The organism is Streptomyces sp. NPDC015127 (assembly GCF_043080095.1).
Taxonomy (GTDB): domain Bacteria; phylum Actinomycetota; class Actinomycetes; order Streptomycetales; family Streptomycetaceae; genus Streptomyces.
This window is the reverse complement of the sequence record NZ_JBIBVE010000010.1, coordinates 105,042-131,277: the sequence shown is the minus strand read 5'-3', so window position 1 is coordinate 131,277 and position 26,236 is coordinate 105,042. Positions and strand designations below refer to the sequence as shown.

Here is a 26,236-nt window from a genome sequence, read left to right as displayed (position 1 = left end):
GGGGTCTCCTTACGCATAGGGGCTGTCGGCGCCGGCGGCCGCGGGCTTCGGCGTCCGCGCCGGGCAGCAGCCGACGGGGCAGAGGTCGTGGCTCGCGCCGAGCGCCCCGAGGGCGCAGCGCTCCGCGTCGATGCCGCGCTCGGTCGCGGCGCGCTCCAGCACGAGGTCGCGTACGGCGGCGGCGAACCGCGGGTCGGCGCCCACGGTGGCGGACCGGCGTACGGGCAGCCCCAGCTCGGCGGCCTTGGCGGTGGCCTCGGTGTCGAGGTCGTAGAGGACCTCCATGTGGTCGGAGACGAAGCCGATGGGGACCATGACGGCCGCGGGCGCCCCGGACGCGTGCAGCTCTTCGAGGTGGTCGCAGATGTCCGGTTCCAGCCAGGGGATGTGCGGGGCTCCGGAGCGCGACTGGTAGACGAGCTGCCAGGGGTGCTCGATGCCCGTCTCGTCCCGTACGGCATCGGCGATCAGGGCCGCCACGTCCAGGTGCTGGGCCACGTAGGCGCCGCCGTCGCCGTGGTCCGGCTCGGGGCCCGAGGTGTCGGCGGCGGAGGTGGGGATGGAGTGCGTGGTGAAGGCGAGGTGGGCGCCGGCCCTGACGTCCTCGGGGAGGTCGGCCAGCGAGGCGAGGACGCCCTCGATCATGGGGCGGACGAAGCCGGGGTGGTTGAAGTAGTGGCGCAGCTTGTCCACGCGCGGCACGTCCAGGCCCTCCGCGCGGAGCGTGTCCAGCGCGTCGGCCAGGTTCTCGCGGTACTGGCGGCAGCCCGAGTAGGAGGCGTACGCGCTGGTGGTGAGCACCGCGATCCGGCGGTGGCCGGCGGCCGTCATCTCGCGCAGGGTGTCGGTGAGGTACGGCGCCCAGTTGCGGTTGCCCCAGTACACCGGCAGGTCGAGGCCGTGCTCGGCGAAGTCCTTGCGCAGGGCGTCGAGCAGGGCGCGGTTCTGGTCGTTGATGGGGCTCACGCCGCCGAACAGGAAGTAGTGCCGACCCACCTCCTTGAGCCGCTCTTTGGGGATGCCCCGGCCGCGGGTGACGTTCTCAAGGAACGGAACCACGTCGTCCGGGCCCTCGGGGCCACCGAAGGAGAGCAGCAGAAGGGCGTCGTAAGGAGCTGGATCACGCAGATCGGACATGGGATCGATCCTGCCACCCTCCGTCCGCCTCCGGCGGGGAGACCCCCGGGCACCGGGCGGCGGAAAACCGCGGTGCGGGGACACCCGTTCGGCCGTAATCTGTGAAGGCTGCCCATACGCCTTACCGGAGTGCTCCTTGCCCAGTCCCTACCGCGCGATCTTCGCCGCCCCCGGCACCCTGGGATTCTCCACTGCCGGCTTCCTCGGCCGGATGCCGCTCTCCATGATGGGCATCGGCATCGTGACGATGATCTCGCAGATCACCGGCCGTTACGGGCTGGCCGGTGCGCTCTCGGCGGCGCTCGCGATGTCCGCCGCCGTGCTCGGGCCGCAGATCTCGCGCCTCGTCGACCGGCACGGCCAGCGGCGGGTGCTGCGCCCGGCCACCCTGGTCGCGGTCGCGGCCGTCGCGGGTCTGCTGGTGTGCGCGAAGCTGGGGCTGCCGGACTGGACGCTGTTCGTCTTCTCGGCCGCGGCCGGCTGTGTGCCGAGCGTCGGTGCCATGACGAGGGCGCGGTGGGCGGAGATCTACCAGGGCTCGGCGCGTGAACTGCACACCGCGTACTCCTTCGAGTCGATCGTCGACGAGGTCTGCTTCATCTTCGGGCCGATCGTCTCCATCGGTCTGTCGACGGTGTGGTTCCCGGAGGCGGGGCCGCTGCTCGCCGCGCTCTTCCTGCTCGTCGGCGTCTGGTGGCTGACCGCCCAGCGCGCCACCGAGCCGAAACCGCATCCCGTCGAGCAGCACACGGGCGGCAGCGCCCTGCGCTCCCCCGGGCTGCAGGTGCTGGTGGCCGCGTTCGTCGCCACGGGCGCGATCTTCGGCGCGGTGGACGTGGTGACCGTGGCGTTCGCCGAGGAGGAGGGCCACAAGGCGGCCGCGAGCCTGGTGCTGGCCGTCTACGCGCTGGGCTCCTGCCTCGCCGGCGCCGTGTTCGGGCTGCTGCACCTCAAGGGCGAGCCGTCGCGCAGGTGGGTGCTCGGCGTGTGTGCGATGGCCGTGAGTATGATCCCCCTCCAACTGGCCGGGAGCCTGCCGTTCCTGGCCGTGGCGCTCTTTGTCGCGGGCCTCGCCATCGCACCGACGATGGTGACGACCATGGCCCTCGTCGAAGCGCACGTACCGCGCAGCAAGCTGACCGAGGGCATGTCCTGGACCAGTACGGGGCTCGCGGTCGGTGTGGCTCTCGGTTCGTCGGCCGCCGGCTGGGTGGTCGACGCGCACGGAGCGGCCGCGGGGTACGCGGTGCCCGGCATTGCGGGAGTGCTCGCGGCCGTGGTGGCGTTCCTTGGGTACCGCCGGCTGCGCAGGCCGGTGCCGACGCGGGAGGGACAGCGTGAGCGGGACTCGCAACAGTCCGAAGAGCGTGAAGAGCACGTGGCGTAACTGGGCGGGCACCGCCGCCTCGACGCCGCAGCGCGAGGCCCGCCCGGCCTCCGTCGACGAGCTGGCCGACGCGGTGCGCCGGGCGGCCGAGGACGGCCTGCGGGTCAAGACCGTGGGCAGCGGCCACTCGTTCACTGCGATCGCCGCCACCGACGGGCTGCTGATCCGTCCCGACCTGCTGACCGGGATCCGGCGGATCGACCGGTCGGAGATGACCGTGACGGTGGAGTCGGGCACTCCGCTCAAGCGGCTGAACGCGGCCCTGGCGCGGGAGGGCCTGTCGCTCACCAACATGGGCGACATCATGGAGCAGACGGTCGCCGGCGCCACCTCGACCGGCACGCACGGCACCGGCCGGGACTCGGCATCGATCGCCGCGCAGATCAAGGGCCTGGAGCTGGTGACGGCGGACGGCTCGCTGCTCACGTGCTCCGAGAAGGAGAACCCGGAGGTGTTCGCGGCGGCCCGCATCGGGCTCGGCGCCCTGGGTGTGGTCACCGCGATCACCTTCGCCGTGGAACCGGTCTTCCTGCTGACCGCCCGCGAGGAGCCGATGCCCCTCGACCGGGTGCTCGCGGACTTCGACGCCCTGCACGCGGAGAACGAGCACTTCGAGTTCTACTGGTTCCCGCACACCGGCAACTGCAACACCAAGCGCAACAACCGCAGCGCCGGACCCGCCGCGCCGGCCGGCGCCGTGCGCGGCTGGATCGACGACGAGCTGCTGTCCAACGGGGCGTTCCAGGTCGCCTGTTCGGTCGGGCGCGCGTTCCCGGCAGCGGTCCCCGCGATCGCCCGCCTCTCCAGCAAGGCGCTGTCCGCCCGCACGTACACGGACATTCCCTACAAGGTCTTCACATCTCCGCGCCGGGTGCGCTTCGTTGAGATGGAGTACGCGCTGCCGCGTGAGGCGGTGGTCGGCGTACTGCGCGAGCTGCGGGCCATGGTGGACCGCTCGCCGCTGCGCATCAGCTTCCCCGTGGAGGTGCGCACCGCTCCGGCGGACGACATCACGCTCTCGACGGCGTCGGGCCGGGAGAGCGCGTACGTCGCCGTGCACATGTACCGGGGTACGCCGTACCGCTCGTACTTCACCGCGGTCGAGCGGATCATGACCGCGCACGCCGGACGGCCGCACTGGGGCAAGATCCACACGCGGGACGCCGCCTACTTCGCCGACGTGTACCCGGGGTTCGGGGAGTTCACGGCGCTCAGGGACCGGCTGGACCCGGGCCGGATGTTCCAGAACCCCTATCTGCGGCGGGTCCTGGGCGACTGACCGGCAGCGCCCCCGCCGGTCACTGTCCGGCCGGAGCCGTTCCGGTGCTCTCGGGAGGTGTGGGGCCGGCGGCCGGGTCCTGGCTCGCCGCGTCGCCGCCGGACGTGGACTCCGGCGATGCCGTGGGCGCCGGCGTCGCGGCGCCGGAGGTCGGAGCCGGGGACTCGGAGGGGGTGGGCGCGGGGCCGGTGGACCCGGACGGGTCCGCCTCGTCAGGGTGCTCTGTGTCCGGTTCACCGGTCGCTCCCCGGTCGGGCGACCGGGACGGCGTGTTGTTCGACCCGGCGGAATCCGGGGAGTCGTCGGCGCTGCTCCCGGTACCGCGGCCACTGCCGCCACCGCCGCCGAACGCGGTGCCGACCGTGGTGCCCTTGCCGCCGTTCAGGTCCTCGCCCGCCGCCAGCTCGTACCCGGTGATCCCGGCCATGGCCACGGCGAAGACGACCGCGGCCGCGGCGGCCGACCGCTTCCAGCCGCGTACGCGGGTGCCGTACGTGCGTGCCTCCCCGAACGCGCCGTCGCGGCGGGCGGATCGCTCCTCCGGCAGGTCACCGAGCGGCCCCGTGACGGCGGGTGCCCGGCGGCCCTTCGGTCCGGCCTGGACGGTGGCCTCGCGCAGCTGCGCGCCGGTTCTGCTGAAGACGTGCTGGAACAGCGGACCGCCGCAGGTGGCCACCACGCTGACGACGCCTGCGCCGATGACGGTCCCGTAGACGCCCAGTTGGGACGCGAGCACCGCGGCGGCGACCGCGGCGAGCGTGCTGCCCGCAACCTGAGGCACGCTCAGGTCGATCCGCGAGCCCTTCACGTCGTCCGACGCTTCGGACCGTTCCTGACCGTTCGTCCCGCTGCCCCGCTTCTGCCGCATCTTCCGCCCCTGTCCGCCCATCTGTCCGTCGTGCACCAAGGAGTGACAGATGAGCGAAGTGGATAGTTCCGCTTCTGCCGTTTCTGTGAAGCACAACACCTGGTCACCCCCCGTTCGGCGACCCAACTCCCACCCCCGGCGAGAAGTTCGGCGGCGCGGCAGTCCACCCCGATGGCCCGAATGGAGTACTGTGGCGAGCCCTGGGCCCAAGCACCCTCCCGGTGTTCGGACCCCAGGTAGGGGGCCGAAAGCGGCGCTCGATCCGGCGGCGCCGCGGCACCGGACGGGAATCTATTGCTCAGAGTGAGCATCGATCACTCTGAGTGGCAAATAGATAACCGTGCCATAACGGCGATCAAGGGCCTGTGCCCGACACGCCGGGCAACTCGGCAAGGTTGTGGCAGGCTGCACCCGGGCAGGCCACACTCGACTAGCGGAAGCAGCGACGCAGGTGACGTCGGCAGGCACCACCCGGGAGGTCCCCATGCCCGAACTGCGTGTCGTGGCCGTCTCCAACGACGGCACACGACTGGTGCTCAAGGCTGCGGACAGCACGGAATACACGCTTCCGATCGATGAGCGGCTGCGTGCCGCCGTACGCAACGACCGCGCCCGCCTCGGCCAGATCGAGATCGAGGTGGAGAGCCATCTCCGCCCCCGCGACATCCAGGCGCGTATACGCGCGGGTGCCTCCGCGGAAGAGGTCGCGCAGCTCGCCGGCATCCCGGTCGACCGGGTGCGCCGCTTCGAGGGCCCGGTGCTCGCCGAGCGCGCGTTCATGGCGGAACGGGCACGGAAGACGCCCGTACGCCGCCCCGGAGAGAACACCGGCCCGCAGCTCGGGGAAGCGGTGCAGGAACGGCTGGTGCTGCGCGGTGCCGAGAAGGACACCGTGCAGTGGGACTCGTGGCGCCGTGACGACGGCACGTGGGAGGTCCTGCTGGTCTACCGGGTGGCGGGCGAACCCCACTCGGCGAGCTGGACCTACGACCCGCCGCGGCGGCTCGTGCAGGCGGTCGACGACGAGGCGCGCGCGCTGATCGGCGAGACCGACGACACGATCGCGCAGGAGCCGAGCTTCCCGTTCGTCCCGCGTATCGCACGGCTGCCGAGGGACCGGCCGCTGGACCGTGCCCTGGACCGCCAGATCGACCGGCCCGCCGTGGGCGCTGCCGCCGATCCGGAGGACAGCGGCGAACGCGACTCGCTGACCAGCCTCTTGGAGGCCGTGCCGAACTTCCGCGGCGACATGGTCGTCCCGGAGCGCCCGGCACCGCCGGAGCCTGCCGCGCTCGACCCGGTGCAGGAACCCGAGGCCGAGGAGGAGCCGGTGGCGCCCGCGGCGTCGGCCGGCGCGGGCTCGGCGTACGCGGACGTACTGATGCCGCGCTCGGTGGCGGGCCACCGCGACCGGCTGACGGGCACCACGGACCGCCAGGCCGAGGCGGACGGCGTCCGCCCGGGCCGCCGGGCGGCGGTGCCGAGCTGGGACGAGATCGTCTTCGGCACGCGCCGCAAGAAGCAGGAATAACGACTCCCCGAACGGCGGGCCGGCACCCATTCACGGCGCCGGCCTTTCGCCGCGCGCGCCACACGGGGACGGCACGTGGTGCGGCTGCGCAACGGGCGAGCCGCCCCGGGCATGACCTCGCCGGGGCCGGGGCCGGGCGCGCCCCGGCCCGGGTCGGCCGTGGTCAGGACGGGGTCGGGCCCGTGGCGACCGGGCGGGAGGGGTCGCGGGACCACTCCGACCAGGAGCCCGCGTACAACGCCGGTACGAAGCCCGCCAGTTCCAGCGCGACCGCCTGCTGCGCGGCCGAGACGCCCGAGCCGCAGTAGACGCCGACGGTCTTCGCGTCCTCGCCCGCCCCCAGGGCCACGAAGCGCGCGAAGAGCTGCTCGCGCGGCAGGAAGCGGCCCGTCTCGTCCACGTTCTCCGTGGTCGGCGCCGAGACCGCGCCGGGGATGTGGCCCGCCACCGCGTCGATGGGCTCCACCTCTCCCCGGTACCGCTCCCCCGCCCTGGCGTCCAGCAGCAGTCCCTCGCGGGCGAGGGCCGCAGCGCCGTCCGCGTCCAGCAGGGGCAGCGCGCCCGGCTCGGGGACGAAGTCACCCTCCGCCGGCTCGGGTTCCTTCGTCTCCAGCGGCCCCGTCCAGGCGGCGAGTCCGCCGTCGAGGACGCGGACGTCGGCGTGGCCCGCCCAGCGCAGCAGCCACCAGGCACGGGCCGCGCCCCAGCCCTTGTCGCCGTCGTACGTCACGACCGGCGTGTCCGCGCGGACGCCCGCGCGGCGCATCGCCGCTCCGAAGGCGTCGACGTCGGGCAGCGGGTGCCGCCCACCGGCTCCGGGCGGCCCGGCCAGTTCCGCCTCGAGGTCGACGAAGACGGCGCCGGGGATGTGCCCGGCCTCGTACGCGGGCCGGCCGTGCGGTCCGCCGAGCTGGTAGCGGATGTCGAGCAGCACCGGCGGCGTCGGGCCGGCGAGCTCGGTCGCGAGATCGGCTGCGGAGATGATCGGTGTCATACGGCCATCCTCGCGCACCGGATCACCGCACCGTCAATGCCCGCCACGGCGGATGACCCGTAGCAGAACGGGCATGCTCCGGCGAGAACCCGCCACATCCGGCGCGGCCGGGGCACAGTGGGCGCCCGGTGGTGAAAGCATTCACTCGGGCGCACGGCCTTCCGCACAACGGCCCGCCCGTCCCCGCACGGCCACCACGATGGTCCGAGGAGAGAGTGACGATGACCGAGGCGACGCGACGCGCGCCCGGCACACCCTGCTGGGTGAGCCTGATGGTGCACGGCCTTGACGCGACGCAGGAGTTCTACGCGTCGCTGTTCGGATGGGAGTTCGCGCCCGGACCGCAGCAGTTGGGCCCGTACGTCCGCGCACTGCTCGACGGCAAGGAGGTGGCGGGCATCGGCCGTCTGCCCGCGGACCGTCATCTGCCGGTGGCCTGGACGCCGTATCTGGCGACGGACGACGCGGACGCGACGGCCGAGGCGATCAGGAGCGCCTGCGGCACCGTGGGCGTGGGCCCGCTGGTCGCCGGGGACGAGGGACGGATGGCCATCGCCTCGGACCCGCTGGGCGCGGTCTTCGGCGTATGGCAGGCGGCGGCCCACACCGGCACCGCTGTCCACGGCGCACACGGCACCCCGGTGTGGAACGAGCTGGTCGCCCGGGACTCGTCGGTGAGCAAGTTCTACCAGGTGGTCTTCGGCCATGAGGCGCAGGCGCTCGTCCCGGCCACTGACGGCGGCCCGGCGCGGGAGGACCGGCTGACGCTGCTGGTCGCCGGCCGGCCCGTGGCATCGGTCCACGGCGTGGGCCAGGCACTTCCCCGGGACCGCGGCCCGCACTGGATGACGTACTTCGAGGTCGAGGACACCGATGCGGCGGCCCAGCGGGTCGTCGAGCTGGGCGGGCAGGTGATCCGGCCGCCGGGTCCGGGGGCCGCCGGGCGCGAGGCCGTGGTCGCCGACCCGGAGGGCGCGGTGTTCACGATCGTCCGGACGGATCGGGACTGAGGCGGCGGACGGACCGACGCCTCGTCAGCCGGTCCCGACAGGCAGGACGTCCGGGGACAGGGCGGCCGCCCGGGCCGTGGCCGCCGTCATCCGGCGCCGGTGGTGGCGTCGGCACAGCACCTCGTAACCGATCTCGTCCGGCGACTGGTTGACGTCACCGACGACGACCTGGGCGCCCTCGACGACCATCACGCCGCCGACGGTGCGGGCGTTGTGCGTGGCGCGCGCACCGCACCAGCACAGAGCCTCGACCTGCAACACCTCGACGCGGTCGGCCAGTTCGACGAGCCGCTGGGAGCCGGGGAAGAGCTTGGAGCGGAAGTCGGTGGTGATGCCGAAGGCGAAGACGTCCAGTTCCAGGTCGTCGACGATCCGCGCGAGCTGGTCGACCTGCTCGGGCGCGAGGAACTGCGCCTCGTCGGCGATCACGTAGTCGCACCGGCCGCCCTTGGAGAGGCGGTCGACGAGGTAGGCGTAGAAGTCGAAGCCCTCGGCGGCCTCCACGGCGTCGGTCACCAGGCCGAGCCGGGAGGACAGCTTGCCCTCGCCCGCGCGGTCGTCCCGCGTGAAGATCATGCCCTGCAGGCCGCGCGCCGACCGGTTGTGCTCGATCTGAAGAGCGAGGGTGCTCTTTCCGCAGTCCATCGTTCCGGAGAAGAACACCAGCTCGGGCATGGGAGGTCGAGGACCTTTCGGGTCGTGGGAAGCGGTGGGGGTACGGAGGGCTACGAGCGTACTTCGAGGAGCGGGACGAGCTGCTCGACGGGGGTCATGGACCCGTGCATGCCGACCATGGCCGACTCGTTCGGCTCGTTGACCGACGCGATGATCACCACGTCGTCGTGGGCCGCGGCGAGGACGTCGCCGATCCGCCCGTACACCCGCTCGTCGACACGGTCGCCGAACCAGCCCGCGGCGATGGCCTCGTCGCGGCCGGCCACCCAGAACTGCTCGCCCAGTACCTCACGCCAGACCGCGAGCACATCCGACTCGGCGCCCGGCACGGCGTAGACGTGGCGGGCCCGGCCCTCGCCGCCCAGCAGGGCGACACCGGCACGCAGCTCCCAGTCCTCGTCGAAGTCGATGCGGGACTGCTCGTCGAACGGGATGTCGATCATGCCGTGGTCGGCGGTGACGTACAGGGCGGCGCGGGGCGGCAGTTGCTCGGCGAGGCGCTGCACCAGCCGGTCCACGTACATCAGCTGGCCGCGCCAGGCGTCGGAGTCCACGCCGAAGCGGTGGCCCTTGCCGTCGACCTCGCTGTAGTACGTGTAGACGAGGGAGCGGTCGCCGGCGGCGAGCTGCTCGGCCGCCAGGTCCATGCGCTCCTCGCCGGACAGACGCCCGTGAAACGTTCCGCCGCTGAGGGCGATCTTGGTGAGGGGCGTCTGTTCGAACGTCGGCGAGGACACCTGGGCCGTGTGCACGCCCGCCTCGTCGGCGAGCTGGAAGACGGTCGGGTACGGCTGCCAGACGCGCGGCGGGGTCCAGGGCTTCCAGCGCAGCTGGTTCATCAGCTCACCGGTCTCCGGATTGCGCACGGTGTAGCCGGGCAGGCCGTGCACGCCGGGCGGCAGGCCGGTGCCGACGGAGCCCAGCGAGGTGGCGGTGGTCGCCGGGAACCCGGCGGTGATCGGACGGCCGGTGCCGCCGCGCGAGGTGCCGAGCAGGGAGGTCAGGTACGGGGCCTCGTCCGGGTGGGCCAGGATCTGCTGCCAGCCGAGACCGTCGATCAGGAACACGCAGTTGCGGTCGGCGGGGGCCAGTTCCGGGATGCGCCGGCCGAGGCCGGGGACGCCCTGGCCGGCGGCCAGGGTGGGCAGGAGGTCCGCGAGCGACCCGGTGCCGTACTCGGGCACGGACGCGGTGTCGAGTGCGAGCGGAGCGGGCTCGTCGGGCCAGAGCGCACTCTGCGCGGGCTGGACCATCAGCGGGTGGCCGCCGTGGCCTCGGAGAGCGCCTGGGCGAAGGCCAGCGTCTGGCGCACGGTGTCGGGTCCGTCGCCCGCCTCGCTCACCCGCAGGCTGAGGTCGTCGGCGGTGGAGTTGCCGGTGTAGCCGTGGTCGGCGTCGCAGTTCGGGTCGCCGCAGGCGGCGGGCTCCAGGTCGATGCGGGAGACGGCGCCCCAGCCGATGGTGAGGACGACCTCGCGGGGCAGGGTGCCGGGGGTGTACGACTCCGGGTTGGCGACGACGCGGCTGACCACGACGGACGAGATGCGGTCCAGCTTGACCGACTCGGTGGACGTGGTGGCGTACGGCGTCGGCGAGCTGGAGTCCTCGGCCTGCTCGTCGGTGTGGCTGACGATGAACCGGTTCGCCGTCAGGACGAGGACCGTGACATGGCGGCGCACCTCGTTGGCGTCGAACGTGGTCTCCTGGTGGACGACGTACGACGAGATCGGCTCGCCACCGACGGCGGCCTCCACCGCTTCGGCCACGAGGGCCGGGTAGTAGCCGCTGCGCTCGATCGCCGCGCGCAGCCCCTGGGTCGTCGTACCGGTCTTCGCCATGCCGTCCATCCTACGGGGCCCCGGGGGCCCCGAGCGCTCAGTAGCTGGGGAGCCGGCGGGGGCCCAGGTCCGTGCGCGGGGGCGGGGGCGCGAGGCGTACGGAGGCGTCGAGCACGGAGAGGCCCTGCGTGGCGACGACGACCGGTTCGAGACCGATCGAGACCACCTCGGGGTGGTCGTCGACCAGCCGTGAGACCCGCAGCAGCAGTTCCTCCAGGGCCGCGGTGTCGACGGGCGCGGAGCCGCGCCAGCCGAACAGGAGCGGGGCGGTGCGGATGCTGCGGACCAGGTCGGCGGCGTCGCGGTCGGTGGCGGGGACGAGGCGGTGGGCGGTGTCGCCGAGGAGCTCCGAGGGCGGGCCCGCCAGTCCGAAGGAGAGCACGGCCCCGGCGGCGGGGTCGATGGCGGCGCGCACCACGGTGTCGACCCCGCGCGGGACCATCGCCTGGACGACGGGCTGCAGCTCGGCGGGCTTGCCGAGGGCGCCGGTCAACTCCTCGTACGCCTGGCGCAGTTGCGTTTCGTCCGCGAGGTCGAGGCGTACGCCGCCGAGGTCGGCGCGGTGGCGCAGGTGCGGGGCGGTGGTCTTGAGGGCGACGGGGTAGCCGAGGCGGCGGGCGGCCTCGACGGCGGAGTCTGCGTCCGAGGCGGGCAGGGCGGACCGGACGCGGATGCCGTAGCGGGCGAGCAGCTCGTGGGTGTCGGCCTGGCCGAGGGTGAAGCCGCGGGTGTCGCTGTCCCCGCCGAGCAGCCGCTCGATCTGGGCGGCGGCACCGGGCTCGTCGATGTCGTCGTACTCGGGCACCCGGCCGGGCTCGGCGGCCTGCCGCCGCCACTGCGCGTACCTGACGGCCTCGGCCAGTGCCCGGACGGCCCGCTCGGCGGCGGGGTAGGCGGGGATGCGCCGCGTCGCGTCGTGGGAGGTGGGGGTGTCGGCGGGGGTATCGGCCGGGGTGGGTGCGTGCCCGGGCGTGCCCGGGCCGCCGGCGGGAGCGGCGGCCGCGGCACCGGCCGGGCGGGGCTCCTGTGTCCTGTGGTAAGTGCCGCCGTCAGCGCCCGGCCGGCGTCCCGCGTCGGCGGGGCCCGATCCGGCGGAGGTGGGCGGCCTGCCCGACGGACGGCCCCGCAGGCCGAACCACGACCTGGGTGAGCGGGAGCGGGACGTGCGGTCGCCCGGCAGGGAGCCCGATGTCCCGGAGGACGCGGCCGCGTCTGTGGGAGCGCCCTGCTGGTCCGCACTCCCGGTGCCGTCGGCACTGGACGCCGCGGCCCGGTCCTGCGCCGAAGGGGCGTCGGTCGACGTGGACGACGCGTCCGCGCCGGCGGGTCCGCCTCGTGCGTCCGCAGTCGAGCGGGCCTCCGCGCGGGTGGACGACGCATCCGCGTCCGCCTCGGGTGACGCGTCCCGGCCGCCAGACGCGGCATCCGACCCCGCGGACAACGCGTCCGGGTCCGCGTCGGCCGGAGCCGAGACCTCCCGCCGCGCGTCCCGCGCCGGGGCGGAATCGCCGGCCGCCTCGGGGGACGCCGCGTCCGCGCGGGCGCGGGGGGCCGTGCTCGATGCCACCGAGAGCGCGTCCGCCAGCGCGCCCATCTCGACGTGGACCACCGCCACCGGCTTCGCCGGGCTCGTGGCCGCCGCGTCGCGCAGGGCCCCGGCCAGCACCTCGCCGTCACCCGACTCGGTGACCCCGTCCTCGCCGACCCACGGGATCGCGGTGACGACGACCGCGTCGCACGCGTCGTCCGCCAGCGCCCGGACCAGCGCCGACCGGAAGTCCGCCGGGGTGGCCGCGGTGGTGAGGTCGAGCGGCGGCAGCGGGCGCAGCCCCTCCGTGAGGCAGGCGTCGTACGCGAGGAGGCCGAGGGACTCCGAGTTGCCGAGGATCGCCACCCTCGGCCCCGCCGGCAACGGCTGGCCCGCGAGGAGCAGGCCCGCGTCGATCAGTTCGGTGACTGTGTCGACCCGGATCACGCCCGCCTGGCGCATCAGCGCACCCACCGTCGCGTCCGGCATCCGCGTCACCGGCACCGCGTGCCCGGGCGGCGCGCTGCCGCTGTGCCGCGCGCCCTTGACGACGACGACGGGCTTGACCGCCGCCGTGCGCCGGGCCAGCCGGGTGAACTTGCGCGGGTTGCCGATGGACTCCAGATAGAGCAGGACGACGTCCGTGCCCGGGTCCTCGTACCAGTACTGGAGGAAGTCGTTCCCCGACACGTCCGCGCGGTTCCCGGACGAGATGAACGACGACAGTCCCGCGCCGCGCCGGTGCAGACCCGCGAGCAGCGCGATGCCGATCGCCCCGGACTGGGTGAACAGGCCGATGCGCCCGGGCGCGGGGGACTCGGGGGCGAGGGAGGCGTTGAGCCGGACTGTGTCCGCCGTGTTGATGATGCCGAAGGCGTTCGGCCCGATGATCCGCATGCCGTACGAGCGGGCCTGCCGCACCAGTTCGCGCTGGCGCTCACGGCCCGCCGCGCCGCTCTCGGCGTATCCGGCGCTCAGGACCACCAGGCCCTGGACGCCGTGCTCGCCGCAGTCGGTGACCACGTCCGTCACCCGCTCGGCGGGAACGGCGACGATCGCGAGGTCGACGGGCTCCCCGATCTCGGCGACCGAGCGGACGGCCGGCACGCCTTCCGTCTCCGTACGCCCCTCGGGGAAGGCGCGGTTCACCGCGTACACCCGGCCGGTGAAGCCCGCTTCCAGGAGGTTGCGCAGGGCGGTGCGGCCGACGCCGCCGGGCCGGCGGCCCACGCCGATCACGGCGATCGAGCCCGGCGCGAGGAGCCGCTGCACGGAGCGGGCCTCGGCCCGCTGCTCGCGGCCGCGCTGCACGGCGAGGGACTCCTCGGTCGGTTCGAGGTCGAGGGTGAGGTGGACCGAGCCGTCCTCGAAGCTGCGCCTCTGGGTGTATCCGGCGTCCCGGAACACCTTGATCATCTTGTTGTTGGCAGGGAGGACCTCGGCCGCGAACCGCCGGATGCCGCGCTCCCGGGCGACCGCGGCGATGTGCTCCAGCAGGGCGGAGGCGATTCCGCGCCCCTGATGGGCGTCCTGGACGAGGAAGGCGACCTCGGCCTCGTCGGCGGGCGCACTGGCGGGGCGGCCGTGCGCGTTGATCCGGTCGTAGCGGACGGTCGCGACGAACTCGCCGCCGACCGTCATCGCGAGTCCCACGCGGTCCACGTAGTCGTGGTGGGTGAACCGGTGCACGTCCTTGTCGGACAGGCGGGGGTAGGGCGCGAAGAAGCGGTAGTACTTCGACTCGTCGGAGACCTGCTCGTAGAAGCTGACGAGCCGGTCGGCGTCCTCGGTGGTGATGGGCCTGATGCGTGCGGTGCCGCCGTCCCGCAGCACCACGTCTGCTTCCCAGTGATCGGGGTAGGCGTGCTCCGACGAGGTCTGCATGGGCCCCAGCGTACGGCGCGGTCACGGGTCGCGTGGGTGGTTGTGGACGGGCACGCTGAGAGGGCTCCACGGCGGCGGTGACCACCATCCGGACGCCGACGGAGGCACTCCGGAACGCATGAGAGACTGGTCTAGACAACCCGTTGAGACTTGAAGGGCAACACCATGGCTGAGCGTCGCGTCAATGTCGGCTGGGCCGAGGGCCTTCACGCCCGCCCCGCTTCCATCTTCGTTCGTGCCGCGACGGCCGCCGGCGTTCCGGTGACGATCGCGAAGGCCGACGGCAACCCCGTCAACGCCGCCTCGATGCTGGCCGTGCTCGGCCTCGGCGCGCAGGGCGGCGAGGAGATCGTTCTCGCTTCCGACGCGGATGGCGCCGACGTCGCGCTCGACCGCCTGGCCAAGCTCGTGGCCGAGGGCCTGGACGAGCTGCCCGAGACGGTCTGACCGTCCGGACGGGTGTCGGCAACCCGGCCCGTCCGGCCGGCTCACCCGAGAACCACGGCAGAGCCGCGGCGTTCCGCATTCAAGGAACCCGCGGCTTTTCCGTGCCCACGCCACCCGGGAGAAATGAATTCGGGCAGGGCCGAGAAAGGGCCTCCGGAAACAGGGCCTTCGAATAAACTCTTCTTATATACGGCTCGATTGTTAATTGCGGACGCTCGCGATGTTTACGGAATGTTGCGAAGTCCTCACCCGCTCCGGACGCCGCAGCCGGTGCACGGCCGCCGCCCTTTCCACATGGAGGGCCGTCAGCGCCCGCGCGCGTTCCACGTCGCCGCGCGCCACCGCGTCCACGATCGCGCCGTGCTCGGCCCAGGACTCGGCGGGCACGGCCGGCTGTTCGACGGCGTACATCCAGGCGATCTTGTGCCGCAGCTGGGTCAGCAGGGCGGTCAGCCCCGGGCTGCCGGAGGCCTGCGCGAGCGTCTCGTGGAACCAGGCGCCCAGGGACCGCAGATCCTCGCCCTGACCGCGGCGCGCCCGCTCCTGACCGAGCCTCACCAGGCCGCGCAGCACCTTCAGATGGGCATCGGTGCGCCGCTGGGCGGCACGTGCGGCGCCGAGCGGCTCCAGCAGCATCCGGATCTCGAGCAGGTCGGCCGCCTCCTGCTCGGTCGGCTCGGCGACATGCGCGCCGGCGTGGCGCCGGGTGACGACGAAGCCCTCCGACTCCAGGGTCCGCAGGGCCTCGCGCACGGGGACGCGGGAGACCCCGTAGCGGCGTGCGAGGTTCTCCTCGGTGAGCCGGCTGCCGCGCTCGAATACGCCGGAGACGATGTCGTCGCGGATCGCCGTGCATACAGAGTGCGCGGGAATGCGCATGTCCGAACCTCCGCCTTGATCCGCGCGAAACGCAGCCGATTGACTCGTGTCCGGTGACTCTATTCCAGTCCACGGCATTTTCCGATGGCCGACCGGAATCCATGGATATCTTTTGGCCGAAAAATGCGTCATGCGATCGGCGAGGACCTGCCGGAGACCTGGGTGCGGCCGGGCCACCGGATGCGCAATGCCCGTGGATCCGAGAGAGCGGCGAGGCGGTCAGGGGCGCCGGGAGGGGTCCCGGGAAAGGCGAAGACCCCCGGTGGCACACCGGGGGTCTTCGCGAGCGGCTCGGGTCGGCTCGGGTCAGACGGCTCGCGTCAGACGCTGACGCCGCGGGCGCGCAGATACGCGACCGGGTTCATGTCGGAGCCGTACTCCGGCGAGGTCCGGGCCTCGAAGTGGAGGTGGGGGCCGGTCGAGTTGCCGGTCGAGCCGGAGAGGCCGATCTGCTGGCCGGGCATGACCCGCTGGCCGACCGACACGCTGATCGACGACAGGTGGCCGTACTGGGTGTACGTGCCGTCGTTCATGCGGAGCACGATGTTGTTGCCGTACGCGCCGCCCCAGCCGGCCTCGACGACGGTACCGGCGCCCACGGCCACGACCGACGTGCCGGACGCGGCGCGGAAGTCGACGCCGGAGTGGCTGCCGGAGGACCACAGGGACCCGCCGGCCTGGTAACCGGTGGTCACGTAGGAGCCGGCGATGGGCAGCCGGAAGGTATTCAGACGGCGGCGCTCGGCCTCGCGGGCGGCGCGCTCCTTGGCCTCGCGGGCCTCCTTGGCGCGTGCCTCGGCCTTGCGCTTCGCCTCGGCCTCGGCCTTCGCCTTCGCCCGGGCCTTGGCGGCGGCCTCGGCTGCCTCCTGCCTCTGGGCTGCGGCCTGGTCGGCTATCTCGTCGGCGATGGACCCCATGGAGACGATCTGCGTCAGGCCGGTGTCCTCGACCGAAGGCGCGGCCTCGGCGGCGAACGCCGGGGAGGCGAGGCTTCCGACGACGCCGGTGGTGGCCAGAGTCGCGACGCCGGCGATGTTCCGGCTCCTGCGCGTCAGGCGGCTCGGGGCACGGTGCTTCCCGGTGGCACGGGTGAACGCCATGAAGAGGCTGGTCCTTTCCTTCCTTCTCGCCTACCGGGTTAGCTGACGGGTTCGGAGCAGGAAGGTCTCCTACGGGCCCCTCCGCGCGGGCGAAGGCGTCCGATTCACCCCAGGGGACTGGGTCCCCGGCTCCCCGGGCTCGCGCCTGAAGGGGACTCGGCGATGACTGTCCGATGCCGCGGGTGCGACGTGATCCAGGCGGACAGCCGGACCGACGCTAGGCATTTCATCTGCCGATCACCAAACGGACAGCCTGTTTTGTAGCGCATGCCACAGGGCAGACGGGCAACCTCTCCAACAAACCGGACATAGCACGGAACCCCGGCAAACAGCTTGAAGCCGGGGTTCCGTTTGAGCGCATCTTGCGCGCATCGCACTCGTTCCGCGCCGGGTTCACCCGATACGCGGCATTCGATCAGCCCGTGACGACAGTCACTTCACCGATGCCCAGTGCCCTGACCGGAGCCTCGATCTGCGCCGCGTCGCCGACCAGCACCGTGACCAGACGGTCCACGGGGAACGCGCTGACCACCGCCGCGGTCGCCTCCACGGTGCCCGTCGCGGCCAGGCGGGCGTACAACTGCGCCTGGTAGTCGTCCGGGAGGTGCTGCTCGACCTGGTCCGCGAGCGTGGCCGCCACCGACGCTGCCGTCTCGTACTTCAGCGGTGCCACGCCGACCAGGTTCTGCACGGCCACGTCACGCTCGGCGTCGGTGAGTCCCTCCGCCGCCAGCGTTCGCAGCACCTTCCACAGGTCCTCCAGCGCGGGGCCGGTGTTGGGCGTGTCCACGGAGCCGCTGATGGCCAGCATCGAGGCCCCCGAGCCGTCCGGGGCGGACAACAGCACCTGGCCGAAGGCACGTACGCCGTACGTGTAGCCCTTCTCCTCCCGCAGGACGCGGTCGAGCCGGGAGGTCAGCGTGCCGCCGAGGCAGTACGTGCCGAGCACCTGGGCGGGCCAGACACTGTCGTGGCGGTCGGGGCCGGTGCGGCCGATGAGCAGCTGCGTCTGCACGGCGCCCGGGCGGTCGACGATGAACACCCGGCCGGTGTCGTCGGCGGTGATCGCCGGCACGGGCCGGGTGGCCGCCTTGTCGCCCGTCCAGGCCCCGAGGGTGTCGGCGAGGACGGCGTCCACGTCGATCCCGGACAGGTCGCCCACGACCACGACGGTCGACGTGGCGGGCCGGACGTGCTCCTCGTAGAAGGCCCGTACGGCCGCGGAGTCGATCCTCGCCACCGTCTCCTCGGTGCCCTGACGCGGCCGGGACACGCGCAGGGGGGAGGGGAACAGCTCCTTGGAGAGCTGCTTGGCCGCACGGCGGGCCGGGTTGGCCATCTCGTGCGGGATCTCGTCCAGGCGGTTGCGCACCAGCCGGTCGACCTCGCCCGCCGCGAAGGCGGGGGCGCGCAGCGCGTCGGCGAGCAGGCCGAGCGCCTTGGGCAGCCGGGAGGCGGGGACCTCCAGGGAGACACGGACACCGGGGTGGTCGGCGAGCGAGTCGAGCGTGGCGCCGCAGCGCTCCAGCTCGGCGGCGAATTCCTCGGCGCTGTGCTTGTCGGTGCCCTCCGACAGGGCGCGGGCCATGATCGTGGCGACGCCGTCGAGTCCCTCGGGCTCCGCCTCCAGGGGGGCGCCGAGGAGGATCTCCACGGCGACGACCTTCTGGCCGGGGCGGTCGCAGCGCAGCACCGTCAGCCCGTTGTCCAGGGTGCCGCGCTCGGGGGCGGGGAAGGCCCAGGGCCGGGCGGTGCCGGCGGTGGGCTGCGGGTGGAAGTCCATGGTCACGGCAGCGTCGCTCACTGGTCCGCCCCCTTGTGCTCGTCGTTCTCTCCGGCGGCCGCGGACTCGCCGCTCTCGCCGCCCTCCTCGGTGTCGTCGGCGGAGACGGGCTCGTAGACCAGCACGGCCCTGTTCCGCGGGTGCAGCCTCGCCTCGGCGACCGCCTTCACCTCCTCTGCGGTGACGTCGAGGACGCGCTGCACGGCGGTCAGCGCCAGCTGCGGGTCGCCGAACAGCACGGCGTAACGGCACAGTTCGTCCGCGCGGCCGGCCACGGTGCCGAGCCGGTCGAGCCACTCGCGCTCCAGTTGGGCCTGGGCGCGCTCCATCTCCTCGGGCGTCGGTCCCTCGGCGGCGAACCGCGCGAGCTCCTCGTCGACCGCGGCCTCGATCTGCGGGACCTCGACACCTCCGGACGTCTTGACGTCCAGCCAGCCGAGCGACGGAGCACCGGCCAGGCGCAGCAGCCCGAACCCGGCGGCAACCGCCGTCTGGTCGCGGCGCACCAGGCGGTTGTGCAGCCGCGACGACTCGCCTCCGCCGAGGACGGTGAGCGCAAGGTCGGCGGCGTCGCACTCGCGGGTGCCGTCGTGCGGGAGGCGGTAGGCGGCCATCAGGGCGCGCGCGGGCACCTCTTCGACGATCTCCTCGCGAAGCTGCTCGCCGATGACGTCCGGCAGGGAGCCGTCGCGCGGGGGCTGCTTGCCGTCGTGCGACGGGATGGAGCCGAAGTACTTCTCGATCCACGCGAGCGTCTGCTGCGGGTCGATGTCGCCGACGACCGACAGCACCGCGTTGTTCGGCGCGTAGTACGTGCGGAAGAAGGCGCGGGCGTCCTCGAGGGTCGCCGCGTCGAGGTCCGCCATCGAGCCGATGGGCGTGTGGTGGTACGGGTGGCCCTCGGGGTAGGCGAGGGCGGTCAGCTTCTCGAACGCCGTGCCGTACGGCACGTTGTCGTAGCGCTGGCGGCGCTCGTTCTTGACGACGTCGCGCTGGTTCTCCATCGACTCGTCGTCGAGCGCGGCGAGCAGCGAGCCCATGCGGTCGGCCTCCAGCCAGAGCGCCAGCTCCAGCTGGTGGGCGGGCATGGTCTCGAAATAGTTGGTCCGCTCGAAGCTGGTCGTGCCGTTCAGCGAGCCTCCGGCGCCCTGGACGAGCTCGAAGTGGCCGTTCCCCTTCACCTGGGCCGAGCCCTGGAACATGAGGTGCTCGAAGAGGTGGGCGAGTCCTGTACGGCCCTTGACCTCGTGGCGGGAGCCGACGTCGTACCAGAGGCAGACCGCCGCGACCGGGGTCAGGTGGTCCTCCGAGAGCACGACGCGCAGGCCGTTGGCCAGGCGGTGCTCGGTCGCTGTCAGGCCGCCGGAGTCGGCCTGAGCTGTGGCCGTGTGACCCATGGGCATGTACGTCCCTTCGATCGCGATGCTGGATGTGCTGCCAGACCTGCCACTGTATGCAAGCGTGCTGACACCTGGCGAAGTTCCCGGCCGGTGGTCGGCGTTGTTCCCCCGCTCGTGGGGCACGCCGCTCCGGGGGCCGCGGCGGGCGTTGTCCCGGGTCGCGGTCCGCGTTGTCAGCGGGACGGTCCACAATGGTCGGCGTCAGATCCAGCCTGGTACGTGAAGGAGCAGCAGCCGCGATGGCCCGCCGCAGCACGAAGACCCCACCGCCGGACGATTTCGAGGAGAGGATCCTCGACATCGACGTCGTGGACGAAATGCAGGGCTCCTTCCTCGAGTACGCGTACTCGGTGATCTACTCCCGCGCCCTGCCCGACGCCCGCGACGGCATGAAGCCGGTTCACCGCCGCATCGTCTACCAGATGAACGAGATGGGCCTGCGCCCCGACCGCGGCTATGTGAAGTGCGCCCGCGTCGTCGGCGAGGTCATGGGCAAGCTGCACCCGCACGGCGACGCGTCGATCTACGACGCCCTGGTGCGCATGGCGCAGCCGTTCTCGATGCGCCTGCCGCTCGTCGACGGCCACGGGAACTTCGGCTCGCTGGGCAATGACGACCCGCCCGCGGCCATGCGGTACACCGAGTGCCGCATGGCGGACGCCACCAGTCTGATGACGGAGTCGATCGACGAGGACACCGTCGACTTCCAGTCGAACTACGACGGCCAGGAGAAGGAGCCGGTCGCCCTCCCCGCCGCCTACCCGAACCTGCTGGTCAACGGCGCCTCCGGCATTGCGGTCGGCATGGCCACCAACATGCCCCCGCACAATCTGGGCGAGGTCATCGCGGCCGCCCGCCACTTGATCAGGTACCCGCACGCCGACCTCGAGGCGCTGATGCGCCACGTGCCCGGCCCCGACCTGCCGACCGGCGGCCGCATCGTCGGCCTCGGCGGGATCAAGGACGCGTACGAGACCGGCCGCGGCACGTTCAAGATCCGCGCCACGGTGTCCGTCGAGACGGTCACCGCCCGCCGCAAGGGCCTGGTCGTGACCGAACTGCCCTTCTCGGTCGGCCCCGAGAAGGTCATCTCCAAGATCAAGGACCTCGTCTCGTCGAAGAAGCTCCAGGGCATCGCCGACGTCAAGGACCTCACCGACCGCCAGCACGGCCTGCGCCTGGTCATCGAGGTCAAGAACGGGTTCATCCCCGAGGCCGTCCTGGAGCAGCTGTACAAGCTGACGCCCATGGAGGAGTCCTTCGGCATCAACAACGTGGCCCTGGTGGACGGCCAGCCGCTCACCCTGGGGCTGAAGGAGCTGCTGGAGGTCTACCTGGACCACCGGTTCGAGGTGGTGCGCCGGCGCAGCGAGTTCCGCCGCACCAAGCGCCGCGACCGGCTCCACCTGGTCGAGGGACTTCTCGTCGCCCTGCTGGACATCGACGAGGTCATCCGCCTGATCCGCTCAAGCGAGAACTCCGCCCAGGCCAAGGAGCGCCTGATCGAGCACTTCTCGCTGAGCGAGATCCAGACGCAGTACATCCTCGACACTCCGCTGCGGCGCCTGACCAAGTTCGACCGGATCGAGCTGGAGAGCGAGCGCGACCGGCTCAACAGCGAGATCGAGGAGCTCACCCGGATCCTGGAGTCGGACGCCGAGCTGCGCAAGCTGGTCTCCGCCGAACTGGCCGCGGTGGCCAAGAAGTTCGGCACCCCGCGGCGCACGGTCCTGCTGGAGTCCGCGGGCGCGCCCGCGCCCGCCGCGTCGCTCCAGGTCGCGGACGACCCGTGCCGCGTGCTGCTGTCCTCGACGGGCCTGCTGGCGCGCACCGCCACCGGTGAGCCGCTGGTGGACCACGGCACCAGGCGCACCAAGCACGACGTGATCGTCTCGGGAGTGCTCACGACGCAGCGCGGCGAGGTGGGCGCGGTCACGTCGGCCGGACGGCTGCTGCGCCTGTCGGTGATCGACCTTCCGCAGCTGCCGGACACGGCGTCCGATCCCAACCTGGCGGGCGGTGCGCCGGTCACGGAGTTCCTGTCGCTGGAGGCGGACGAGCGGATCATCTGTCTCACCACACTGGACGAGGCCTCGCCGGGTCTCGCGCTCGGCACCGCGCAGGGCGTGGTCAAGCGGGTGGTGCCCGACTATCCCGCCAACAAGGACGAGTTGGAGGTCTTCGCGCTCAGGGACGGGGACCGGATCGTGGGCGGCTCGGAGCTGCGTACGGGCGAGGAGGACCTGGTCTTCATCACGTCCGACGCGCAGCTGCTGCGCTTCCCCGCCGCACAGGTGCGGCCGCAGGGCCGGGCGGCCGGCGGTATGGCCGGTATCAAGCTGGCTGAGGGTGCCGAGGTGATCTCCTTCACCGCGGTCGACCCGGCCGAGGACGCGGTGGTGTTCACGGTGGCCGGCGCGCAGGGCACGCTGGTCGACGGTCCGACGACGGGGAAGCTCACGCCGTTCGACCAGTACCCGCGCAAGGGGCGCGCCACCGGCGGTGTGCGCTGCCAGCGCTTCCTGAAGGGCGAGGACATGCTCGTCCTGGCCTGGGCCGGCGCGGCCCCGGCACGCGCGGCGCAGAAGAACGGCGCACCGGCACAGTTGCCGGAGCTCGACCCGCGCCGCGACGGCTCGGGCACGCCGCTGCCGTCGCCTGTGGCGGTGCTGGCGGGTCCGGCGAGCTAGCGCGGGTGTCCGGGGGCGCCGGTCTCGTCCGGCTCCCCCGGTTCCGCCGGCTCGCCCGCCCCGTCCGAGCCGTCCGGCTGCTTGGGCACGTAGCGCAGGACGCCCCACATGCTGCGCTCGTCGGGGAGGTCATCGGATCCGCTCAGCGCGCAGGCCTCGATCTCCTTGCGGAGCCCCGCGGCGTCGATGCCGGAGCCGATGAGCACGAGCTGCGTCATGGGCGGCTCGCCGGGCGGCCAGGGCTGCGGAAAGAAGCGCAGGAAGCGCCCGACCGCGTGGACGGAGTACCGGTTGCGCGGATCCGCCGCGCCGAAGTCGACGAAGCCCTTGATCCGGTACAGCCCCTCCGGCCGCGAGTCGAGGAAGGCCATGAGCCGCCGCGGGTGCACCGGCATGTCCAGGGCGACGGAGACACTGTCGTACGCGGCGTGCAGGTGGCCCTCGTGTCCGTGCTGGTGGGTGTGCTCACGGTCGTACGCCTCCGCGTACAGGTCCTCGAAGGAGAGCTGGCGGACCTTCTCCTCCTGCTCGGGCCGTTCGGCCGGGTCCAGGAGCAGCGCGGGGTCGATCCGTCCGTACCGCGCGCTGACGACAGGCGTGCCGCCGACGAGTCCGGCGAGCCTGTCCCGCAGCCGCTCCAGTCCGGCTGGGTCCACGCGGTCGGTCTTGTTGAGGACGACAAGATCGGCGATCGCGAGATGCCGGTCGATCTCGGGATGCCGGGCCCTGGTCTCCTCGAATTCGGCGGCGTCGACGACCTCGGCGAGCCCGCCGTACACGATCCGGGGATTGTCGCTGGCGAGAATCATCCGTACGAGCTCCTGCGGCTCGGCCAGCCCGGACGCCTCGACGACGATGACGTCGATCCGCGCCGAGGGCCGGGTGAGCTTGTCCAGATAGTCGTCGAGCTCGCTCGCGTCGACGGCGCAGCACAGGCAGCCGTTACCGAGGGAGATCGTCGAACCGACCTGTCCGGCGACGGTCATGGCGTCGATCTCGATCGATCCGAAGTCGTTGACGACGACACCGATGCGGTTTCCGCCGTTGCGGCGCAGCAGATGGTTGAGCAGCGTGGTCTTTCCGGAGCCGAGGAAGCCGGCGAGGACGACGACGGGGATCTGGGACCTGCTCGGACTCACTGCTGCACCTCGGACGGTTGGACTGCTCCGGCGGCCCAGGATAGGGGCGCACGCGCAGTGAACGAGGGCGAGCAGCGCGTTCCGGGCACGCATGCGACACGGCCCCTGGACGCGATCCGCCGTGTGTGCCGCTGTCTCCGCCTCCCAGCGGTCAGTGCCGCACGGCACTCCGGAAGCGGGCCGGCATGGCCGTCGACGGCCACGCGCGCCGCCCGGTGCATGCCAGGGCGTCCTCCTGCGGAGATTTCGGAAAAGCCGCGGGGCCGTTTACCGTTCGTAGGCATGAGTCCCGTACCGACCGCCACCGCCCGGCGACGGCGGTTCGGCTGGCCGCAGCGGGTCTTCTCCCAGGTCCTGCTCATGCAGCTGGCCATCGCCACCGGCGTCACCGCGCTGGCCACCGGCCTGTTCCTCGCTCCGCTCAGCTCCCAGCTCGACGACCAGGCGATGCGACGCGCCCTGGCCATCGCGCAGACCACCGCCTCCCCCGAACTCGCCGAGGAGCTGACCGGCACCCGCCCGACCGCCGACGGCCCGGTGCAGAAGGAGGCCGAACGGATCAGGGAGTCCACCGGCGCCGAGTACATCGTCGTCATGGACGACAACGGCGTGCGCTGGTCGCACACCTCGCCCTCGGAGATCGGGCGCATCGTCTCGACCGACCCGAGCGAGGCCCTCGCCGGACATGAGGTGATGGAGATCGACAGCGGCACCCTCGGGCGCTCCGCGCGGGGCAAGGTGCCGCTGAGGGACGACGAGGGCCGGGTCGTCGGGGCCGTATCGGTCGGCATCGAGTACGACAGCGTCCGGGCCCGGCTGCTCGCCGCGATCCCCGGCCTCATCGCGTACGCGGGCGGTGCACTGGCCGTCGGCGCGCTGGCGGCTTATCTGATCTCCCGCAGGCTCCAGCGGCAGACGCACGACCTCGCCTTCTCCGACATCTCCGCTCTGCTCGCCGAACGCGAGGCCATGCTCCACGGCATCCGGGAAGGCGTCGTGGCGCTCGACCGGTCCGGCAGGATCCGGCTGCTCAACGACGAGGCGCAGCGCCTGCTGGGCGTCGGCCCCGATGTCACCGGCCGGCCGCTGGACGAGGTGCTGGGCGAGGGCCGTACGACCGACGTCCTGGCGGGCCGGGTCAGCGGCGAGGACCTGCTCACCGTGCGCGGCGCCCGGGTGCTGATCGCGAACCGGATGCCGACGGACGACGGCGGCGCCGTCGTCACTCTGCGCGACCGCACCGAACTGGAGCAGCTGGGCCGGGAACTCGACTCGACCCGCGGGCTGATCGACGCCCTGCGCGCCCAGGACCACGAGCACGCGAACCGGATGCACACCCTTCTCGGCCTGCTGGAACTGGAGATGCACGAGGAGGCGGTGGAGTTCGTCACCGAGGTCGTCGGCGTGCACCGGGCCACCGCGGAGCAGGTCACCGAGAAGATCCACGATCCGCTGCTGGCGGCGCTGCTCGTGGGCAAGGCGACCGTGGCGGCCGAGCGCGGTGTGTCGCTGCGCATCGCGCCCGCGACGCTGCTGCCGGACCGGCTGGTGGATCCGCGCGGACTGGTGACAGTCGTCGGCAACCTCGTCGACAACGCGCTGGACGCGGCGGCGGGCACGCCCGACGCGACGGTCGAGGTGGAGCTGTACGCGGAGGGCCGCACGGTCGTGCTGCGCATCGCGGACAGCGGGCCCGGGGTACCGGCCGAACGGCGTGAGCTGATCTTCACCGAGGGCTGGTCGACCAAGGAACTGCCCGCGCACGGCAAGCGCGGACTGGGGCTGGCCCTGGTGCGCAGGTTCGCCGAACGGCAGGGCGGCAGCGCGGCCGTACGCGAGGCCGCGGTCGGCGGTGCCGAGTTCACCGTCGTGCTGCCGGAGGCTCTGACCGAGCAGCCGATCATCGCGAGTGGACCGGCGGAGATGCCCGCGACGACCACGGAGACGATGCGGGAGACACGATGATCGACGTACTGGTCGTGGACGACGACGTCCGGGTCGCGGAGATCAACGCGGCCTACGTCGCCAAGGTGCCGGGATTCCAGGTCGCCGCGGTCGCCCACTCGGCGGCCGAGGCACTGGCCCGTATCGCCGAGACGCCGGTGGATCTGATCCTGCTCGACCACTATCTGCCGGACGAGACCGGCCTCGCTCTGGTCCGTGAGCTGCGCCTTCTCGGCCATCAGACCGATGTGATCATGGTGACGGCGGCCCGCGACGTGGCAACGGTCCAGGCCGCCATGCGTCACGGCGCTCTCCAGTACCTGGTGAAGCCGTTCAACTTCGCCGGCCTGCGCGCCAAGCTGGAGGCGTACGCGACACTGCGGCGCGCCCTCGACGGAGGCGGCGAGGCGGAGCAGGCCGAGGTGGACCGGATCTTCGGAGTGCTGTCGGCCGGGGCGGTCGCCCCCGAGCTGCCCAAGGGGCACTCCCCGACGACGGCCGAAGTGGTGCGCCAGGTGCTGCTGGCAGCCGACGGTCCGCTCTCGGCCCAGGAGATCGCGGACCGGGCCGGAATGAGCCGCCAGACCGCCCAGCGTTACCTGAAGCTGCTGGAACGGACGAACCGGGTGCGCCTGAGCCTCAAGTACGGCGAAACGGGCCGCCCCGAACACCGCTACTCCTGGACGACCAGCGGCTGAACCTCCCGGCCACGGCCCGCCTCCCG

Annotated in this window: 20 protein-coding genes and 1 riboswitch; of the genes, 8 read left to right on the top strand and 12 right to left on the bottom strand. The window is 72.5% G+C overall.

Annotation, left to right across the window (positions count from 1 at the left end):
* Positions 1–9 precede the first annotated feature (9 nt).
* Positions 10–1,137: a ferrochelatase gene (locus ACF08N_RS20795; RefSeq protein WP_392326108.1), complete on the bottom strand. Its 1,128-nt coding sequence runs from the start codon at positions 1,135–1,137 to the stop codon at positions 10–12.
* 136 nt (positions 1,138–1,273) lie between these two features.
* On the opposite strand from ACF08N_RS20795, the gene ACF08N_RS20790 reads away from it, so the two are divergent.
* Together ACF08N_RS20790 and ACF08N_RS20785 are read left to right on the top strand one after the other, a co-directional pair.
* Complete coding sequence (locus ACF08N_RS20790; RefSeq protein ID WP_392326107.1) at positions 1,274–2,524, top strand: MFS transporter; 1,251 nt, start codon at positions 1,274–1,276, stop codon at positions 2,522–2,524.
* Positions 2,505–3,803 carry a D-arabinono-1,4-lactone oxidase gene (locus ACF08N_RS20785; RefSeq protein WP_392326106.1) on the top strand — a complete coding sequence of 433 codons (1,299 nt, stop codon included), beginning with the start codon at positions 2,505–2,507 and terminating at the stop codon, positions 3,801–3,803. Before ACF08N_RS20790 ends, ACF08N_RS20785 begins: the two co-directional genes overlap by 20 nt.
* Before the next feature lie 19 nt (positions 3,804–3,822).
* On the opposite strand, the gene ACF08N_RS20780 is transcribed toward ACF08N_RS20785, so the two are convergent.
* Complete coding sequence (locus ACF08N_RS20780; RefSeq protein WP_392326105.1) at positions 3,823–4,671, bottom strand: hypothetical protein; 849 nt, start codon at positions 4,669–4,671, stop codon at positions 3,823–3,825.
* A 484-nt stretch (positions 4,672–5,155) separates the two neighbouring features.
* On the opposite strand from ACF08N_RS20780, the gene sepH reads away from it, so the two are divergent.
* Entirely contained in the window at positions 5,156–6,202 is a 1,047-nt protein-coding gene (gene sepH / locus ACF08N_RS20775) for a septation protein SepH (protein ID WP_392326104.1), read from the top strand.
* 163 nt (positions 6,203–6,365) lie between these two features.
* Here the strand turns inward: sepH and ACF08N_RS20770 are convergent, their stop codons facing one another.
* Complete coding sequence (locus ACF08N_RS20770; RefSeq protein WP_392326103.1) at positions 6,366–7,196, bottom strand: sulfurtransferase; 831 nt, start codon at positions 7,194–7,196, stop codon at positions 6,366–6,368.
* A gap of 221 nt (positions 7,197–7,417) precedes the next feature.
* Here ACF08N_RS20770 and ACF08N_RS20765 point away from each other — a divergent pair, with 221 nt between their 5' ends.
* On the top strand, positions 7,418–8,206 hold the full coding sequence (locus tag ACF08N_RS20765; RefSeq protein WP_392326102.1) for a VOC family protein: 789 nt from the start codon (positions 7,418–7,420) through the stop codon (positions 8,204–8,206).
* Between the two features lie 24 nt (positions 8,207–8,230).
* Here ACF08N_RS20765 and ACF08N_RS20760 read toward each other — a convergent pair whose 3' ends face one another.
* The 4 genes from ACF08N_RS20760 to ACF08N_RS20745 are packed head-to-tail and all read right to left on the bottom strand — an operon-like array spanning position 8,231 to position 14,130.
* Positions 8,231–8,881, bottom strand: coding sequence for a thymidine kinase (locus ACF08N_RS20760; protein WP_392326101.1), 651 nt, complete (start codon positions 8,879–8,881; stop codon positions 8,231–8,233).
* Positions 8,882–8,931: 50 nt separating this feature from the next.
* Positions 8,932–10,134: an alkaline phosphatase family protein gene (locus ACF08N_RS20755; RefSeq protein WP_392326100.1), complete on the bottom strand. Its 1,203-nt coding sequence runs from the start codon at positions 10,132–10,134 to the stop codon at positions 8,932–8,934.
* Positions 10,134–10,718, bottom strand: a complete 585-nt coding sequence (locus tag ACF08N_RS20750; protein WP_392326099.1) for a DUF5998 family protein — start codon at positions 10,716–10,718, stop codon at positions 10,134–10,136. Before ACF08N_RS20750 ends, ACF08N_RS20755 begins: the two co-directional genes overlap by 1 nt.
* A 37-nt stretch (positions 10,719–10,755) precedes the next feature.
* Complete coding sequence (locus ACF08N_RS20745; protein ID WP_392326098.1) at positions 10,756–14,130, bottom strand: GNAT family N-acetyltransferase; 3,375 nt, start codon at positions 14,128–14,130, stop codon at positions 10,756–10,758.
* A gap of 165 nt (positions 14,131–14,295) precedes the next feature.
* Here ACF08N_RS20745 and ACF08N_RS20740 point away from each other — a divergent pair, with 165 nt between their 5' ends.
* On the top strand, positions 14,296–14,577 hold the full coding sequence (locus ACF08N_RS20740) for an HPr family phosphocarrier protein (protein ID WP_392326267.1): 282 nt from the start codon (positions 14,296–14,298) through the stop codon (positions 14,575–14,577).
* A 201-nt stretch (positions 14,578–14,778) separates the two neighbouring features.
* Here the strand turns inward: ACF08N_RS20740 and ACF08N_RS20735 are convergent, their stop codons facing one another.
* The 4 genes from ACF08N_RS20735 to ACF08N_RS20720 all read right to left on the bottom strand — a co-directional run bounded on the left by ACF08N_RS20735 (position 14,779) and on the right by ACF08N_RS20720 (position 19,736).
* Positions 14,779–15,456, bottom strand: a complete 678-nt coding sequence (locus tag ACF08N_RS20735) for a GntR family transcriptional regulator (RefSeq protein WP_392326097.1) — start codon at positions 15,454–15,456, stop codon at positions 14,779–14,781.
* Positions 15,457–15,776: 320 nt separating this feature from the next.
* Entirely contained in the window at positions 15,777–16,556 is a 780-nt protein-coding gene (locus tag ACF08N_RS20730) for a M23 family metallopeptidase (RefSeq protein WP_392326096.1), read from the bottom strand.
* 13 nt (positions 16,557–16,569) lie between these two features.
* Positions 16,570–16,728, bottom strand: a riboswitch (cyclic di-AMP (ydaO/yuaA leader).
* A 243-nt stretch (positions 16,729–16,971) separates the two neighbouring features.
* Positions 16,972–18,360, bottom strand: a complete 1,389-nt coding sequence (locus ACF08N_RS20725; protein WP_392326095.1) for a M16 family metallopeptidase — start codon at positions 18,358–18,360, stop codon at positions 16,972–16,974.
* On the bottom strand, positions 18,357–19,736 hold the full coding sequence (locus ACF08N_RS20720) for a M16 family metallopeptidase (RefSeq protein ID WP_392326266.1): 1,380 nt from the start codon (positions 19,734–19,736) through the stop codon (positions 18,357–18,359). The genes ACF08N_RS20725 and ACF08N_RS20720 overlap by 4 nt, the downstream gene beginning before the upstream one ends.
* A gap of 242 nt (positions 19,737–19,978) precedes the next feature.
* Here ACF08N_RS20720 and ACF08N_RS20715 point away from each other — a divergent pair, with 242 nt between their 5' ends.
* On the top strand, positions 19,979–22,429 hold the full coding sequence (locus ACF08N_RS20715) for a DNA topoisomerase (ATP-hydrolyzing) subunit A (RefSeq protein ID WP_392326094.1): 2,451 nt from the start codon (positions 19,979–19,981) through the stop codon (positions 22,427–22,429).
* Here the strand turns inward: ACF08N_RS20715 and ACF08N_RS20710 are convergent.
* Positions 22,426–23,568, bottom strand: coding sequence for a CobW family GTP-binding protein (locus ACF08N_RS20710; RefSeq protein ID WP_392326093.1), 1,143 nt, complete (start codon positions 23,566–23,568; stop codon positions 22,426–22,428). The two genes, ACF08N_RS20715 and ACF08N_RS20710, sit on opposite strands and share 4 nt — an antisense overlap.
* A gap of 282 nt (positions 23,569–23,850) precedes the next feature.
* On the opposite strand from ACF08N_RS20710, the gene ACF08N_RS20705 reads away from it, so the two are divergent.
* Both ACF08N_RS20705 and ACF08N_RS20700 read left to right on the top strand, forming a co-directional pair.
* Positions 23,851–25,533 carry an ATP-binding protein gene (locus ACF08N_RS20705; RefSeq protein WP_392326092.1) on the top strand — a complete coding sequence of 561 codons (1,683 nt, stop codon included), beginning with the start codon at positions 23,851–23,853 and terminating at the stop codon, positions 25,531–25,533.
* Entirely contained in the window at positions 25,530–26,210 is a 681-nt protein-coding gene (locus ACF08N_RS20700; RefSeq protein WP_392326091.1) for a response regulator, read from the top strand. The genes ACF08N_RS20705 and ACF08N_RS20700 overlap by 4 nt, the downstream gene beginning before the upstream one ends.
* Positions 26,211–26,236 lie beyond the last annotated feature (26 nt).

What these genes read in the sequence shown, in the direction of transcription:
- ACF08N_RS20745 (WP_392326098.1), bottom strand. Translation starts at nt 14,130, where the DNA reads ATGCAGACCTCGTCGGAGCACGCCTACCCCGATCACTGGGAAGCAGAC.
- ACF08N_RS20780 (WP_392326105.1), bottom strand. Translation starts at nt 4,671, where the DNA reads ATGCGGCAGAAGCGGGGCAGCGGGACGAACGGTCAGGAACGGTCCGAA.
- ACF08N_RS20755 (WP_392326100.1), bottom strand. Translation starts at nt 10,134, where the DNA reads ATGGTCCAGCCCGCGCAGAGTGCGCTCTGGCCCGACGAGCCCGCTCCG.
- ACF08N_RS20760 (WP_392326101.1), bottom strand. Translation starts at nt 8,881, where the DNA reads ATGCCCGAGCTGGTGTTCTTCTCCGGAACGATGGACTGCGGAAAGAGC.
- ACF08N_RS20720 (WP_392326266.1), bottom strand. Translation starts at nt 19,736, where the DNA reads ATGGGTCACACGGCCACAGCTCAGGCCGACTCCGGCGGCCTGACAGCG.
- ACF08N_RS20705 (WP_392326092.1), top strand. Translation starts at nt 23,851, where the DNA reads ATGAGTCCCGTACCGACCGCCACCGCCCGGCGACGGCGGTTCGGCTGG.
- ACF08N_RS20730 (WP_392326096.1), bottom strand. Translation starts at nt 16,556, where the DNA reads ATGGCGTTCACCCGTGCCACCGGGAAGCACCGTGCCCCGAGCCGCCTG.
- ACF08N_RS20770 (WP_392326103.1), bottom strand. Translation starts at nt 7,196, where the DNA reads ATGACACCGATCATCTCCGCAGCCGATCTCGCGACCGAGCTCGCCGGC.
- ACF08N_RS20735 (WP_392326097.1), bottom strand. Translation starts at nt 15,456, where the DNA reads ATGCGCATTCCCGCGCACTCTGTATGCACGGCGATCCGCGACGACATC.
- ACF08N_RS20750 (WP_392326099.1), bottom strand. Translation starts at nt 10,718, where the DNA reads ATGGCGAAGACCGGTACGACGACCCAGGGGCTGCGCGCGGCGATCGAG.
- ACF08N_RS20795 (WP_392326108.1), bottom strand. Translation starts at nt 1,137, where the DNA reads ATGTCCGATCTGCGTGATCCAGCTCCTTACGACGCCCTTCTGCTGCTC.
- ACF08N_RS20700 (WP_392326091.1), top strand. Translation starts at nt 25,530, where the DNA reads ATGATCGACGTACTGGTCGTGGACGACGACGTCCGGGTCGCGGAGATC.
- ACF08N_RS20740 (WP_392326267.1), top strand. Translation starts at nt 14,296, where the DNA reads ATGGCTGAGCGTCGCGTCAATGTCGGCTGGGCCGAGGGCCTTCACGCC.
- ACF08N_RS20715 (WP_392326094.1), top strand. Translation starts at nt 19,979, where the DNA reads ATGGCCCGCCGCAGCACGAAGACCCCACCGCCGGACGATTTCGAGGAG.
- sepH (WP_392326104.1), top strand. Translation starts at nt 5,156, where the DNA reads ATGCCCGAACTGCGTGTCGTGGCCGTCTCCAACGACGGCACACGACTG.
- ACF08N_RS20765 (WP_392326102.1), top strand. Translation starts at nt 7,418, where the DNA reads ATGACCGAGGCGACGCGACGCGCGCCCGGCACACCCTGCTGGGTGAGC.